Source organism: Marivita sp. (assembly GCF_048006345.1).
Lineage (GTDB): Bacteria > Pseudomonadota > Alphaproteobacteria > Rhodobacterales > Rhodobacteraceae > Marivita.
Genome location: NZ_CP180351.1, coordinates 521,457 through 536,598 on the forward strand (window position 1 = coordinate 521,457; position 15,142 = coordinate 536,598).

The window sequence follows — 15,142 nt, forward strand, 5'->3', positions numbered from 1 at the left end:
GACAATTATGAATGCCCCACAACGCAGCCACTGCGGCAGCGAGATTATCTTGTACGCCGATGATGGATGGTGACGATTTAGATAAGATTTCAATAGGTTGAAGGGCGTCGTGTGCAGCACATGTTCACGTTTCGATCGCGTGAACTCGCGCTGCTTCGTAGGCCATGCGGTGCGCGGAAAAACATCGGTCTCTCCAGTGCTTTATTGAGTTTGTTGGCCAGCGGTGGTTGATTAGGGTTCATTCGCTCGTACTGCTCATCCTGCACAAACTAGGTATGGTATTTCGGCGAAACTAGAGCGCGATTTGTGGACGGTCCGCTCTTTCGGCCTGTTGATCGGTATGACAGCTTGCCGCACTTATCTGCCGTGTTCGTGAGCCTGAACGGCTGAAAGGGGTGCGCGACATCATGATCGACTTCAAGAGTCTTGCTTCACGCTTACTCGGAAGGAATCCACGTGGGGGCGATATTGTGGATTGATCAGATGTCAAGGCACTTGAATTTTCCCACCAAGAGCCAGTATTTGCGAATGACTCGGCGCTTCGGCGAACCCACTTGAAAGTAACATTGCCAATGTCTGATGCTAACGAATCCGCGCGGTCTCGCCGGAAGATATCCCATCATGGGCACCGAATCCGCCACGCGCGCCTGATGAAGGGCTATACGCTGCGGCAGCTGGCGGATTTGGTGGAATGCTCCGAAAGTATGATCTCCAAACTCGAGAACAGCCGCCTGTCGCCGTCATTGGCCATGTTGCACAGGTTGGCCGATGCACTCGAGACAACCGTGCCGGACCTGCTGATCCTCGACGAGGAAGACACTGACGCCGATCCGGTGACCGTGTTCCCGCCCGAGCGGTTCACAAAGCTGCCCAACCAAGCCGAAGAGGACGAAAGCCGGGTGGTCTGGTTCGACAAATCCTGCCATTTGACAGGTCGGGCCTTTTGCAAGTCAATTTTTTGCACTTGGCGACGGGTGCGGAACAGCCGCGGTTTCTCCGGCACGAAGGCGAGGAATTCATCTTCGTTCTCGACGGCACGCTCGATGTGATCGTGCAGGACACTATCTACCCAGTGGCGGCAGGGGGCATGATCTTTTTCCGGTCCACACTGGATCACCGCTATGCCAATTCCGGCGACGAAATGGTCCGCGCGCTCTGGGTGAACACGCCCCCGACGATGTAGATTTCAACCCTTCGCGCTCTGGATCACGCGCCAGAGTGTTTCGGGCGTGGTGGGCATGTCGACATGGTCGATGCCGAGTGGTGCAAGCGCATCCGCAACAGCCGAGGCCATGACGGACAGCGCGCCAACTGTTCCTGCTTCTCCGACGCCCTTGCTCCCGATCGCGTTCTTTGTCGTGGGGTTTCCCGAAAAAACGATGTTGATGAAAGGCAAATTGTCCGCGCGCGGCATCGCGTAATCCATGAATGAGCCGGTCAGCGGTTGGCCCGTTTCTGGATCATGCTCGATCGCTTCCATCACCGCTTGCCCAAAACCCTGTGCGACGCCGCCCATGATCTGTCCTCGGGCGAGCCTCGGATTGACGACAGTCCCGATATCCTCGACCGCAATATACCGACAGAGGGTGAGACGGCCGGTCTCGGGGTCGATCTCCACCTCGGCAACGTGGCAGCCATTCGGATAGCTCGGCCCTTCGGTCGCCTCGAAACGTCTGGTTTCCAGTGTCAGTCCCGTTTCATCGAGCAGGGTTTGCAGCGTCATGCGTTTGTTGGTGCCCAACACCAAGAACGTGCCGTCTGCGAAGTCGAGCGTGTCCGGCATGCAGTCAAGCAGACGCGCGGCATGGGGGCGAAGTTCGTCCAGCGCATCGGCGCAGGCACCGCGTAGCGCACTGCCTGCTGCCCCGACCGACCGCGAGCCAAAAGTCCCGACACCATTTTCCACGGCATCCGTGTCACCGGATACCAGCGTGAAACGGTCGGCTGGCAGGCCAAGCGCTTCGGCCGCGATCTGAGCGAACGTTGTCGCATGCCCTTGACCGGCATCGCCCGTGCCAAGATGCAGTACTCCACCTTCAGCCGACAGACGCAGGCCGGCAAATTCAGGCATCGGCTTGCCTGGCGGTCCACCTGCAATTTCGATGCAGCAGGCAATCCCGAGCCCGCGCAACTGTCCGCGTTGCTGTGCGTCGTTCTGTCGGGCGGGAAAACCTGAGACGTCAGCGGTGGAAAGAGCCTCGTTCAGCCGGGCTGGGAAATCGCCGCAATCATAGACATGACCCAAGGGTGTCCGGTGCGGAAGGTCTTTTGGCCGGATCATGTTGCGTAGCCGCAGGTCAATGCGATCCATGCCGGTTTGGCGCGCGGTCAAGTCGATCATCCGCTCGATGATCAATGCCGCCTCCGGGCGCCCGGCGCCACGATAGGCGGCCTGTGTCTGGGTGTTCAGGTGCAGCCCCTCGACCACTGCGTGGATCGCGGGTAGACGGTAGACCCCGGCCACCGACGGCAGGTTGTTGAAAATCGGCATGAGGCTGCCGGTCCCTGCAAAGGCACCGACGCCAGCTGTGATCTGAAGTTCGAGGCCTAGGAATTGCCCACTGTCATCCACGGCAAGCGTCGCGTCCACGATCTGCTCGCGCGCATGCGGGTCTGCGAGGAAGGATTCCGAGCGGGTGGCTGTCCAACGCACAGGGCGGCCCAAAAGTCGCGCCGCGCAGAGCAGGGGTGCGTATTCCGCAAGCGCGCCGTTGCGCATCCCGAAGGAGCCGCCGCAATGCACCGGTTCGATCCGCACTGGCGTACCCATCTGCGCAGTGAGTGCTTCGGCCAGCCGGTGCGGGGATTGCGTTCCGCAGGCCAAAGTGAAGCGCATGCCGTCCCACTTGGCCAGCGCTGCGCGCGGTTCCATCGGTGCCGCAGTCACCCGGCTGATGGACAGGCGGCGACTGACCCGATGTGCCGCCTTTTCCATCGCCAATCCGACGGCCTCGGCATCGCCAAGTTGCAAGCGGAAGATGCGGTTTTCCGGTGCCGTGGGCCAGACGGCGGGGCCGGTCGCTGCGCGGCGCAGGTCAGTGACGAACGGAGCGTCTTCGATTTCGAGGTGCACCATTTCCAACGCATCATGCGCCTGACCTGCTGTTTCAGCCACCAGCGCAAGCACCGGCTGGCCAACATGATATACGGCACCCGATGCAAGGCACGGATAGTCCGGCAGATGCGGCGCACCGTCCAGGCGGTCGGCAGGCAGACGCGGAGCCGCAAAGGCCGCGACACCCGACGCTGCCAACGCCTCTGCATCCACAACGGCAAGAACACCCGGCATCGCCGCCGCCTGCGTCCAATCCAATCGCGTGATGCGCCCGGCCACGACCTGGCTGCGCAGGAACACGAGATGAGCGGCGTCTCGCGGGGCAAGGTCATCGGCAAAGCGTCCTTGCCCGCGCAGTAACGCTTCATCCTCGCGTCGTGGCAGCGAACGGCCGATCAGGCTCATTCGGCTGCGTTCTGCATCCCGGGCAGAGTGCCCAGATGGTCGGCAACCTCGTCCACCGCCATGACGTCGGCATATTTGTGATGCAGGTCAAAGAGGTTCATTTTGTGCACCAGTTCATGCCGATCGTAAGTGCACTCCTCGACCAGGCTCACATGCAATCCATTGGAATAGGCGTCGACGCAGGAGGCGCGTACACAGCCCGACGTGCTTTCGCCGCAGACGATCACGCTCTGCACCCCGAGAATATTAAGATGTGAGATCAGAGGCGTGCCTGCGAAGATACTGGCGCGCTGCTTGGGGATCAGGATGTCTCCTGGTTGGGGCGCAAAGTCGGGCCAGATTTCGAAATCCGCCGGATCTCGCTTCACGCCTTTGCGGTGGGTGGCGCCGACGCGCTTGGGTGCCGCTTGTGGGCGGGTATCGCCGAAACAGTAGAAAATGGGGATCGCGGCAGAGCGTGCGGCAGCGATCAGGCGCTTGGTCGGTTTTATGGCGTTGTGGGCGTAGACCCCGCAGCTTGATGGGTAATCGTCCTGCAACTCCAGCGGTGACTTAGCGCCGCCGCGATACGCCATGTTGTAGAGGTCGATCAGAAGCAGGGCGGGGTTCGGACCGACAAAGGTCTCGCGCCGGTAGGGTTCATAAATCTTGATCAGATCATCAGGAACGACGTCTTTCCAGCAATGGTCTTCAAAACAGTCGGGGGTCATGGTCGTCTCCTGTTCATTGAATGAGGTTGAGAAGCGCCTGCGCCCCGAGACCGGCAGCGACAGGCAGGATCAGGCTTGAGACAAGGCGCAGAGCGACGAAGCGCCAGCCCATGAGCGGCGCCTCGTAGGCCAGCACACGGTGCAGCGCGAAAACCGACCAGCCGGTGATGAGCGCCACGATCTGCGGCACCCCTGCGCCGCCCTGAAGTACGACCAGTGCCAGCGGGAAGGAGGTCATCGGGCCGCCGGGCATCAACCCGCCAATCACCGAGGCGAGGATGATGCCGCTCAACCCTGATTGCGGGCCGATGACAGGCACGAGGGCCGCAACCGGCAACACCTGCATCAGAAATGAGGCCGCCAGCAGCGCCAGCGGCAAGCGGATCATCAGCGCACGGCCTGTGTCAAAGGCGGTCCGCCCCGCTTCGGCGAGGCCATATGCGCCTTCACGCCTCCATACCGGGACGGCAAGGGCACCGACTATGGCCCAGATGACGATGGCCGCGGCGATCATTCTGCGGGGGCCTTATTCATCGCAAGCAAAGGCGAGCGGACAAGAAAGCGCGCGATCAACCCGGCGAGGATTGGCAGCGGCAGGGATACGAGCACGCGGATCAGCGTGAATTCGACTCCCATGAAAGGCAGTTCCCAGACGATCAAGCGGTTGAGACCGATCAGCGCCCACGCGGTCAGGTAGGCAATCAACGCCCCGGCATCAGCACCCGCCACCCAGAGTGCATGCACAATGGGGAACGAGGTAAACGGTCCGCCCGGTGTGATCGCCCCGGCTGCGGAGGCAAGGACAAGACCCCGCAAGCCCGATTCCGATCCGAGGAGCGCGGCCACTTTTTCACGGCTGACCAGCCGCGCGATCAGCCCGCCCATCAGCAGCCCTGCTGCAAGCTGCGGCAGCACCATGAGCAAAAGGCCCGCCGCTTCGGTCATCCCGGCGAACACGAGGGACCAGCCCCCCTGATACCAGCAGGTCAACCCACCCGCGCAGGCGAGGCCGAGGAACACGAGATCAGAAGTCTTGAGGCGCAAGTCTAGGCTCCCTTGGTGGACGGGGCGCGGGTATCGCGCCCCGATGGCTCATTCCGCGGCCGTGGCCATCCCGGCACCGGAGGGCAGGTCGAACATGCCTTGAGAAAGTGTGTTGAGATGGTCGATCACATCCGTGCTCGGCAGGACATTGGCATATTTCGCGTGCATGTCGCAGAGGTTGATCGCATGGCTCGCCTGGCTCCGGTCGAAACAGCCATCCTCCACCACCGTCACCCGGAAATTGAGCGAGAAGGCATCCAGAACAGTCGCCCTTACACAGCCCGAGGTGGTTGTGCCGGTGACGATCACGCTGTCGCAACCCAGCAATTGGAGGTAGCTGTGCAGCGGCGTGCCGGCGAAACCCGAAGGCTTTTGTTTGCGCACCACGAGGTCGCGCGGGCCGGGAGCGATGGCGTCCACGATCTCGTTCCCGTCACGCCCGTCTGTGGTCAGGATCGGCGCGCGCGCCTCTTCCTTGCGGCGGCTGTTCTTCCAGCTCCAAGACCCGCTGTCCCAATTGTCGGCGCGGCGGGTGCCGGTGGTATAGATCACCGGGATGCCTTTGCCCCGGCAAGTGTCGATGAGCTTTTCAAGCACCGGCATGGCCTCCCAGGCGTCTTCACCGCAGGAGGTGCGCCACTTCGTGATCGACTCGAGAATCGGCTTCGGTTCCTCGTCGCAGAAGGCATAGTTCACGTCGATGATGAGCAGGGCAGGCCGATTGCCCCAATCGGCCATTGCTCCGAAGCCGGAAGCAGCGAATACCGCCTTGTCGCGTTCGGTCAGGTAGGTGTCCCAGATGCGTTCAGTCATGGTCTTTCTCCTTTGTAGGTGTTGCGTGTCAGTCATATCGGGGAGCGGATGAGCCGCGATGCGCTGCCAGAAACAGCAGCGCCGCCATGGCCACGAGGGCGGCGTTGAGCGCCAGCCCACCGGACTGGCTGAGGCCGGTCAAGTCCATGATAAAGCCGAAAGAAAGCGGGCCGACGAGATAGCCCATGTCTCCGGCAAAGCGCAGCGCACCCATGGCGGGGCCGTGATCGGCGGGATCGGTGATCTCGACGGCATAGGCGGCGACGGCTGGTCCAGCGATACCGGTCGCTGCGCCCATGGCCACCATGCCCCACATCAGCGTCGACATATCTGGTGCGGCCACGACCACGCCCAGGCAGGCGGCCGAGGCCAACAGCGACAGGGTGATCAGCGGAACGCGTGGCGTGCGCTCGATCAGACGCGCGGCCAGCGGTAGCACGGCGAATGTTCCCAGTGCCGAGAGGGTTAGCGCGAGACCGATATCCTCGGGTCCGGAGTTGAATTGTTCCACCGCCATCAGCGGCAGGATTTGCCAATGTCCGACAGTGCGGGTGAGGAAGGTGGTGAAATTCACCGCCAGCACTGCAACAAAGGGAGCCGAGCGCAGCAGCGAGGCAACAGGCCCGTGGCCCCGGCGATTGGCGTCGCCATGAGGCTCCGACATCATGACGGCCGCGGCCAGCGCGGTGGCAAAGCCGATCGCAGCACCGGCCAGGAACGGACCCTCGGCGCCCCAGAGCGCGGCGGTCCAGCCACCGAGGCTCGGCCCGATGGCGGCACCCACCAGCATCGCCCCCTGATGCATCGCCATAAGCTTGCCGCGTGAACTTGCGCTGCTCATGCGGGCGACCGCGATTGTCGCGGCGGTCATATAGAGACCGGAGCCAACGCCCTGCACGGTTCGCCCAGCCAGCACGGTCGGGTAATCCGTGGCCAGCCCGCCGATCAGCCCGCCCAATCCACAAAGTAGAGGCCCGCCGACCAGTAGCATCCGCAGCCCGTAACGCCCAGCGAGGACTCCGGCGGGCAGGTCTGCCGCCAGCCGACCCGCGGCGAAAAGTGTGATCATCAGCCCGATCTGCCAGCTTGGCACGCCGAAGCTCTGCGCGTGGGTCGCCATGACTGGCGTCAGCATCCCGAACAACGCCATGTGCCCTGCCACGGTGACGAGGATCACCGGAAAGGCCGGCGCCTCGCGCAGGACCTCGGACCAACGCGGCGGTGCTGGTTTCAGAGGAGAGATCAAGGTCATGACCGACGCCTTGTCGCATACCGCCTCACTCTGCTGGCTCCTGGGCCGGTCTGCCTTCGTTGCGGCGCAGACTGCGTTGGGCGACGACCGTGAAGCCTCCCAACACGGCGACCAACAGCCCACCCGCGCTCCAGAACGCAGCCGTGAGGCCGAACGCGCTGCCGACAAGGCCGAAAGTCAACGGACTGACGATCTGCGATACACGGTTCGACAGGAGGCGCAGACCCATCAGCTTGCCGCGCTGGCCGTCGCCTACCGCATCAACCATGACCATGATGCTGACAGGCAGGTTGACTCCGACAGCCCCACCCAGCACTGCGGCGAGCATCAGCATCGTAACCGGCGATCCTACCGCGAGAGGTGTGACCAGCACGCAGAGCGCCGAGATCAACCCTGCGCCCATCAGGATGGATTCCTGCCGAAAGCGGCGCGTGAGAAGGTTGAGCCCGTAGCGCGAAAGCATGCCTGCAAGGCCCTTGAGCGATACGGTGACGGCGATCAGCATCGTCGAAAAGCCATTCTCAGCCAAGTAGAGCGGCAAGAAGCTCATATAGAGAGCCTGGATGAACATGATGAGGAAGGTCGCCGTGAGCCCGAACTGGACGGGGGGCAGATGTGCAAGGTGCATCCCGCTTCGGTAGCTGCCAGTGATGCCCGACGGGCGGAATACATCGCGGGTGCGGATCTCGGCCGCTTGTGGATCCGGATGCGGATAACGCCGTGCAACCGCCGTCAGAACCAGCATGAAGACCAGCGTCGCAACGGTTGAGGTGATGAAGGCGAGTTGGTACCCCTCTGCAGGATCAGCCTGGGTCGAGGCGATGACGCCGCCGATCAGTGGGCCGACCATACTGCCTGCCGACATCCACATCGAATACCGCTTGATCGCCTCGTTGCGGCTTTCGCGGCTGCCCTTTGCGACAAGGACTTGGAATGCCGAAGCCATGATAACGATCGCGCCACCCAGTAGCACTTGCGACAGCGCGAGCAGCCAGAGCCCCGTGGCGAGGACCATGCACACAAGCCCTGCCAGCAAGAGGACCGACCCGGCTTGCAGCATCCGCACCGGCCCCAACGTGTCAATTAGCTGCCCCGCCGGCATTGCGATGAAGAGCGGAAAGAGCGCCTTGAGCGTCACCATCGCGCCGATGGCGAAGGTCGATGCACCAAGCTCGGCCGCGTAGAGTGCAAAGAATGGCTGGGCGAGGGCAGTGATGGCGAAGAACGCGAAACCGCCAAAGATCCCGAAGAGCGCGAAACGATCAGTTTGCATAATGGCAGGCTGCTTCCTGTGAGGTGCGGTGTTTGCGCAGCAGGGGTTTCTCGCTGCGGCACCGCTCGGTAACCATCGGGCAGCGCGAGGCGAACGCGCATCCCTTTGGCAGGTCCAACGGACTGGGCAGGTCGCCCTTGAGGGGCGCGTTGATGCGCGACGCCTCGAGCCGTGGATCGGGGATCGGCACGGCGTCGATCAGTGCGCGCGTATACGGGTGGATCGGCCTGTCGAAAACGTCCTGAGCTGGGCCATATTCGACCACTTCGCCCAGATACATGACTGCGATCCGGTCTGAAATGTAACGCACCGTCAGCAGGTTGTGGCTGATGAAGACGAAACTGATGCCGAGATCCGCCTTGAGATCCGCCAACAGGTTAATAATCTGCGCGCGCACCGAGACATCCAGCGCCGATGTCGGTTCATCCGCCACCACGACCGAGGGTTTCAGTGCCAACGCGCGCGCCACGGCGACCCGCTGGCGCTGGCCGCCGGAAAGCTGACTTGGATACCGGTTCAGAAAGGACGGGTCGAGCCCGACCTGGCGGATCAACTCGTCCACGCGGTCGCGGCGTTCCTCGCGATCGCCCCAGCGCTGGACGGCCAGCGGTTCCTCGATGATGCGGGCAACAGTCATCTTGGGATTGAAGCTCGAGGATGGGTCCTGAAACACCATCTGCGCCAATCCGTCGACGAAAATCTCACCCGACGTGAGTTTCTCGAGGCCCAGCAGCAGACGTGCGACGGTGGATTTGCCGCATCCCGACTCGCCCACAATGCCCAGCGTCTCGCCCTTGCGGACGCGCAGGTTCACGCCATTGACCGCCCGCACTGGCGGGCGGGAGGTCAGGAGTCCGGATTGGTCGAAATGTTTCACAAGATTGTTCATCTCGACGATGACGCGGTCCTCGGCCTGAACTGTGGTGCGACGTGCCTGCGGTGCTTCGGGCGTTGTGGTCAGGCCACCCGCAACCCAACAGGCCGCTTCAAGCCCGCCGCCGCGCTGCGTGAGCAGAGGTGCCTCTCGTGCACATCGGGCGCTGGCCACCGCACAACGGGCGCGAAAGGCACAGCCTTCGGGTTTGCGGCGCATATCGGGCGGGACACCTGGGATCTGTGGCAGGCGCGTGTCTCGCAGCGCGTCGACGCTCGGGATCGTGCGCAGCAAGCTTTGGGTGTAGGGGTGCTGGGCGGTCGCGAAGATCGCGTCGACGGGGCCAAATTCCACGATCCGCCCAGCATACATCACGGCCACCTTATGTGCGAAGCGCGCCACAAGGCCAAGGTTGTGGGTGATGAACATCATCGCCGCCCCGGCTTCCTGTGTCAGGTCCTTGAGCATCGCAACGATCTGCGCCTGGATGGTCACGTCGAGCGCCGTGGTCGGCTCGTCCGCGATCACCAGCCGGGGTTGGCACGATAGCGCCATTGCGATCATGACGCGCTGCCGCATCCCGCCGGACATCTCGAAGGGATAGGCGTCGATGCGCCGCTCTGGGTCGGGGATGCCGACCTTGCCAAGCCAGCGTACTGCTTCGGCCCGCGCAGCCTCGCGGTCGAGGTTCAGCATGCGCATGATCGGCTCGACCATCTGGCGGCCAACCGTCATCACCGGGTCAAGCGAGGACATCGGGTCCTGGAAGACGGTGCCAACAGTTCGACCGCGGATGCCATTCAATTCGTGCTCGGACAGCGCACAGAGGTCTTGCCCGTCGAGCAGCACCTGTCCCCCGGCAATCCGGCCCGGATGCGCCAACAGCCGGAGGAGCGACATGGCCATCGCGCTCTTGCCGGAGCCGCTTTCGCCGACGATTGCGACACGCTCGCCGCGTTCGATTGCAAAAGAAACGCCGTCCACAGCCGTCACCAATCCGCCGCGGGTGGCGAATTCCGTGCGTAGCTCACGCACCTCAAGCAGCGTCGGTTCAAGCTCGGACTGGAACGTCATGGCGTGGCTTCCTTTCTAGGTGCGTGCAGACAGGGTCACTTGCGGGCGCGCGGGTCGAGTTCCTCGCGAACGCCGTCGGACAGGAAGTGCAGTGAGAACGCGATCATCAGGATCACGACACCGGGCAGGGTCGAGATCCACCAGGCCTGTTGCAGGTAGGTTTGCCCATCGCGGATAATGTTGCCGAGCGACGGGGCGGGCGGCATGATGCCGAGGCCCAGAAAGCTCAGTGACGCTTCGACGAGAATGGCGTTCGCTGCGGCGATGGAGGCCGCGACCAGCATTGGGGCCACGGTGTTGGGGATGATATGGCGGGTCATCATCCAGCCCTGCGAGGCGCGTACCGTGCGGGCTGCATCAATAAAGGGGCGCGAACGGAGACTCAGGACCTGGCTCCGTTGCAATCGTATGAAGCGCGGCACGTCTGCCATGGCGATGGCAGCGATCACCGGTACAAGGCCGGTACCGACGATGGCGACAAGCCCGATGGCCAGCAGGAGCGACGGAAAGGCGAGGAAGATGTCTACCACCGTCATGATCGTGCGATCTACGATCCCGCCGAAAAAGCCCGCCAACGTGCCGAGGATCATGCCCGCGACCAGTGCGATGCAGGCGACGGAAAGACCTACCAACAACGAGACCTTGACCCCTTCTAGTGCGCGCGACAGCACATCGCGACCCATCCGGTCGGTCCCGAAGGGATGTTCCAAAGAGGGCGGCAGCATCATCGCGCGCAGGTTCGTCTCGAGCGGCGCCTGAAGCGGCAGTAATGGAGCTGCTGCTGTCAACAGCAGGATTGGTACGAGGATCATCAGCGCGACGCGCACCTTTTGGTTGGCGAACATTCCTTCTTGCGGCAGCGTGGGGAGCGAAAGACGCGGGCGGGCGCGGAATTCTGTGGTCTCATCGGCCATGGCGTGGTTCCCTTCAGAAGCTCACGCGCGGATCGAGCGCGCGGTAGACGAGATCAGTGGCGAAATTGATGGTCACGAAGAGGAGCGCGTAGAAGACGATCAGCGTCTGCACGAGTTGGTAGTCGCGACTGTTGATTCCGGTTATCAGCAGGTTGCCAATTCCGGGTATCGTAAAAATGAACTCCACGATGACAGTACCGTTCAAAAGGTTGCCAAAGCTGAGCCCGATCACCGTCACAATGGGCAGCGCTGCGTTCTTGAGTGCGTGGCGAAAGAGCACGCGGAATTCCGACCAGCCCATGGCGCGGGCAGTGCGGACGTAATCCTCGGACAGGATTTCCAGTACGGCAGTGCGCGTGATGCGCGCCATCGTCGCCACCTGCGTGACCGACAGCACCAACACCGGCAAGGCGATACGCGCAAGGAACGCGGCCGGGTCGTCCAGCGTCACTGCGCCCGAAGCCGGAAACCAGCCAAGCGTCAGCGAGAAGAGCAGCAGGAAGACAAGCGCGGTCCAGAAAGACGGCATCAGGTCCACAATCATCGCGAAACCCGTCAGCAGGTTATCGAGGCGCGAGCGCCCCTTGTGCGCCATGTATGCAGCGACCGTACCCAGCGGGATCGCGATAACCACCGTCAACAGGATGGTTAGAAGGGCGATGGTGAGAGTCACCGGCAGCGCCTTGGCCATCAACTCGGCCACCGGAATGCGGGTGGTGATCGTCTGGCCAAGGTCAAGGGTCACGAGGCTGTGCAGGTAGTCGAGATATTGTCGGCCCAGAGGTTCGTTCAGGCCCATCTGCTCGCGCAGCAATTCCAGTGCCTCCCCCGACATGGTGTCGCCAGCCATGGCAGATGCCGCATCCCCCGGAATGAGCCGGAGCGTGAAGAACACGAGTGTCACGACCCCGAATACGGTCACGAACAACTGAGCGAACTTCTTGAGCGAATAATCGAGCATGGCTGGCGCTCCCTTTTTTGGCAGGCGGTCAGGCCACGGCGATGTCGACGCTGTGGAAGTTGACCTGTGCGAGGTAGTTGATGTTCACGCCGGTGACGGACGGCTTGCCGGGCCAGAAGACGTTGTTGGCGTAGCTGGGCACATAGGGCAGCTCCTCCATCACAATCTGCTGGATGGTCTCGTACATGGCCTTGGCCTTGGCGGCGTCGGGTTCGGCCCGGGCCGCCTCAAGCATCTCAGTGATCTCGGGATTGTCGTAGCGCGCGCCGTTCAGCCCGCCGGGCACCATATTGGAGGGGTGCAAGTAGCTGAACAGGATCATGTCCGGGTTTACCGCTGGCAACAACCGCGTCGCCATTTCGAACTCGCCCGCATTGCGGCGCTGGTTGAAGGTTGGCGTGTCGACCAGCTCCATCTGCATGTCGATGCCGACCTGCGACAGGAAGTCGATCTCGAACTGCTGCAGCTCCGTCACGCCTTGCGCCGAGGTCCCGAGATGCTTGAACGAAAATCCGTCCGCATAGCCCGCCTCGGCCAGCAACGCTTTGGCTTTTTCGGGGTCATAGGGGTATTTCGGCACATTGTCCGAATAGACCGGCATCCACGGCAACAGGATGGAATCCGTCGCCTGGCTGAGTGACGGAGAAATTGCGCCGGTGATCGCTCCGTAGTCGATGGCATGCGCGAAGGCCTGACGCACTCGCTTGTCCGCGAAAGGGGCGAATTCGGGGTTCAGCACTTTAAGCGCGACCGCGTAATTCATGACCGAGTTCATCTCGAACCCTTCGGCCTTCAGGATCTCGAGGTTCTCCTCGCGGTTGGAGCGCATGACCAGGTCCACCTCGCCGTTGCGCAGTGCGATTGTGGCTGTGGCCTCGTCCTTGACGATGCTGAAAACAATGGTCTCGATGGGTGCGGCGCCGCCGTAATATTCCTCGTGCCGCTTCAGGACCAATTGTGAGGTGACATCAATCGACTCGAGGTAATAGGGCCCGGTTCCGAGCGGCTGCCAACGCACCTGGTCGCCGGCCTCCTCGATGGCTTTCTTGGACACGATCTGGCCTTGGTGGTAATTGGCGACCGTGTGCAGGAAGTTGCCGTTGGGCGCGTCAAGCTCGATCACCAATGTATATGGATCGGGTGCGTCCATCTTCACGATGCCTGCAAGCTCGGATCGGTAAGGCGAGGCGGTGGCGGGGTCGAGGATACGGTTGTAGCTGTAGATCACGTCTTCGGCGGTGAAATCCCCATAGCCCTTCTGGAACTTCACACCTTGGCGCAAAGTGAATGTCCAGGTCTTGTTGTCCACCGTCTCCCAAGATGTGGCGAGGTCGGGAATAATGTCGCCGGTTACACCGTCATAGGTTGTGAGGCCGCTGAAGATGTTGAACGCGATGTTTTCGTTTTCGATCCGGAAGATGTTGGCGGGGTCGAAGCCCGCGGGATCGTCGTAGAACCGAACGCGCAGAGTCTTGCCTGCGCTGCCCTCGGCCAGTGTCGGTTGCGGAAGGGTGAGGCCCGCGGCCAGCAGGGCGGAAAATTGGCGCCGCGTCATGGTGAACATGGGGTATCTCCTTGAATTTCGTGTGGGAACAACGGGCCCGCCATTGTGGCAGGCCCGCATCGGATCAGCCGGCTTTACGCGCGAGTTCGGGTGTCGCGGCGATGCCTTTCTCGGTCAGGTAGGCCTTCGCCATGTCGACCGAAATCACGTCCGAATACTTCTGGTGCATGTCGTAGAGGTTCATGAAGTGGCTCGCCTCCGTGCGGTCGAAGACACATTCCGACACCACGCCTACGCGGTAACGATGCGTTGCGGCATCCACCACCGAAGCCCGAACGCAGCCCGAGGTCGTTTCGCCGCACATGATGAGCGTGTCGACGCCAAGGCTGTTGAGATGGAAATGCAGGGGTGTTCCCTGGAAACCGGATGGTGCGGTCTTTTCAATCACCACCTCGCCCGCGATGGGGGCGACTTCGGCGACGATCTCCGTGCCTTTCTTCTGCATTTCGGGCGACAGTTTGGATGGACCGCGCTTGCGATGGACCCATGGCTTTATGCCGGATTGAAGGCCCTTAACATGTACCACAGGGATACCGGCTCCGCGCGCCACGGCAAGCAGTTCGGCAGTTTTGTCCACCGCCGCCCAGCCTTCCAGTCCTGTCGAGGAGGGCCACATCTCCATCGACTCGAAGATCGGTTTCCGCTCGAGACCCAGCACGCTGTAGTAGATATCGATCAACACCAGTGCTGGCTTTTCGCCGAAGCCGAAAAGCTCCTTTTTGCCCCAGAGCTTGTCATGCGTGCGGTCGCGCTCGCTCAGGTAAGGTTCCCAGCCATATTCGGTCATCATGTCATGTCATCCTCTATTGGCGGCCCGTACGGGTTCCTTCAGCGCGGATGCGCTGGTTGATTGGGCCTGTGAATGTGGTTTGGTTCGGCGGTTTGAGCCCGGTTTTCGCCAGGATTTCTGGCTGGGTCGTCCGCTCTTGCTTAATCAGGCTTCAACGTGGAATGCGTCCAGTCAAGTGACTTGATTAAAAATACAGGGCATTTATTAGACTGCTGTGTAATTGTGCGGTTTTTGGCTTTGACTGATGATTTCTGCGGCAGCAGCATTGCTGCTGCGCTGGACATCGACCTTGTCTGAAGCTGTCGAAGACTTGGGACCAAGGACCCAGCCTACCGATGCGATGCAAGCTGAGCCAGGACTTGGGAATGCGGCTCTGCGCAGGGCGATGAGCAGGCAGTCAAGATCAGCGTCCT

At 61.9% G+C, this 15,142-nt stretch carries 14 protein-coding genes; 2 read left to right on the forward strand and 12 right to left on the reverse strand.

The features are described from left to right. The first annotated feature begins 572 nt into the window (after positions 1-572). Together ACMVPR_RS02645 and ACMVPR_RS02650 are read left to right on the forward strand one after the other, a co-directional pair. Positions 573-1,049, forward strand: a complete 477-nt coding sequence (locus tag ACMVPR_RS02645; RefSeq protein WP_416881589.1) for a helix-turn-helix domain-containing protein — start codon at positions 573-575, stop codon at positions 1,047-1,049. Then, positions 965-1,183 (forward strand): cupin domain-containing protein, encoded by a 219-nt coding sequence (locus ACMVPR_RS02650; RefSeq protein WP_416884605.1) that lies wholly within the window; start codon positions 965-967, stop codon positions 1,181-1,183. Before ACMVPR_RS02645 ends, ACMVPR_RS02650 begins: the two co-directional genes overlap by 85 nt. A gap of 3 nt (positions 1,184-1,186) precedes the next feature. Here the strand turns inward: ACMVPR_RS02650 and ACMVPR_RS02655 are convergent, their stop codons facing one another. The 12 genes from ACMVPR_RS02655 to ACMVPR_RS02710 form a co-directional block, all read right to left on the reverse strand. Continuing rightward, on the reverse strand, positions 1,187-3,460 hold the full coding sequence (locus ACMVPR_RS02655; RefSeq protein WP_416881590.1) for a xanthine dehydrogenase family protein molybdopterin-binding subunit: 2,274 nt from the start codon (positions 3,458-3,460) through the stop codon (positions 1,187-1,189). Then, positions 3,457-4,170 (reverse strand): isochorismatase family protein, encoded by a 714-nt coding sequence (locus tag ACMVPR_RS02660; protein WP_416881591.1) that lies wholly within the window; start codon positions 4,168-4,170, stop codon positions 3,457-3,459. Before ACMVPR_RS02660 ends, ACMVPR_RS02655 begins: the two co-directional genes overlap by 4 nt. 13 nt (positions 4,171-4,183) lie before the next feature. Beyond that, a complete protein-coding gene (locus tag ACMVPR_RS02665; protein WP_416881592.1) occupies positions 4,184-4,684 on the reverse strand; it encodes a hypothetical protein in 501 nt (166 codons plus the stop codon). Beyond that, a complete protein-coding gene (locus tag ACMVPR_RS02670) occupies positions 4,681-5,214 on the reverse strand; it encodes a permease (protein ID WP_416881593.1) in 534 nt (177 codons plus the stop codon). The genes ACMVPR_RS02665 and ACMVPR_RS02670 overlap by 4 nt, the downstream gene beginning before the upstream one ends. Before the next feature lie 48 nt (positions 5,215-5,262). Continuing rightward, entirely contained in the window at positions 5,263-6,027 is a 765-nt protein-coding gene (locus tag ACMVPR_RS02675; protein ID WP_416881594.1) for a cysteine hydrolase family protein, read from the reverse strand. A 28-nt stretch (positions 6,028-6,055) separates the two neighbouring features. Further along, positions 6,056-7,279, reverse strand: coding sequence for an MFS transporter (locus ACMVPR_RS02680; protein WP_416881595.1), 1,224 nt, complete (start codon positions 7,277-7,279; stop codon positions 6,056-6,058). Between the two features lie 25 nt (positions 7,280-7,304). After that, a complete protein-coding gene (locus ACMVPR_RS02685) occupies positions 7,305-8,552 on the reverse strand; it encodes an MFS transporter (protein WP_416881596.1) in 1,248 nt (415 codons plus the stop codon). After that, a complete protein-coding gene (locus tag ACMVPR_RS02690; RefSeq protein ID WP_416881597.1) occupies positions 8,542-10,500 on the reverse strand; it encodes a dipeptide ABC transporter ATP-binding protein in 1,959 nt (652 codons plus the stop codon). Before ACMVPR_RS02690 ends, ACMVPR_RS02685 begins: the two co-directional genes overlap by 11 nt. A 35-nt stretch (positions 10,501-10,535) precedes the next feature. Continuing rightward, on the reverse strand, positions 10,536-11,414 hold the full coding sequence (locus ACMVPR_RS02695) for an ABC transporter permease (RefSeq protein WP_416881598.1): 879 nt from the start codon (positions 11,412-11,414) through the stop codon (positions 10,536-10,538). Positions 11,415-11,427: 13 nt separating this feature from the next. Continuing rightward, positions 11,428-12,375: an ABC transporter permease gene (locus ACMVPR_RS02700; RefSeq protein WP_416881599.1), complete on the reverse strand. Its 948-nt coding sequence runs from the start codon at positions 12,373-12,375 to the stop codon at positions 11,428-11,430. A gap of 28 nt (positions 12,376-12,403) precedes the next feature. Next, positions 12,404-13,939 carry an ABC transporter substrate-binding protein gene (locus ACMVPR_RS02705; protein WP_416881600.1) on the reverse strand — a complete coding sequence of 512 codons (1,536 nt, stop codon included), beginning with the start codon at positions 13,937-13,939 and terminating at the stop codon, positions 12,404-12,406. A 64-nt stretch (positions 13,940-14,003) separates the two neighbouring features. After that, the gene (locus tag ACMVPR_RS02710) at positions 14,004-14,729 is read right to left on the reverse strand and encodes an isochorismatase family protein (protein WP_416881601.1); all 726 of its coding nucleotides are present in this window, start codon (positions 14,727-14,729) and stop codon (positions 14,004-14,006) included. Positions 14,730-15,142: the final 413 nt, after the last annotated feature.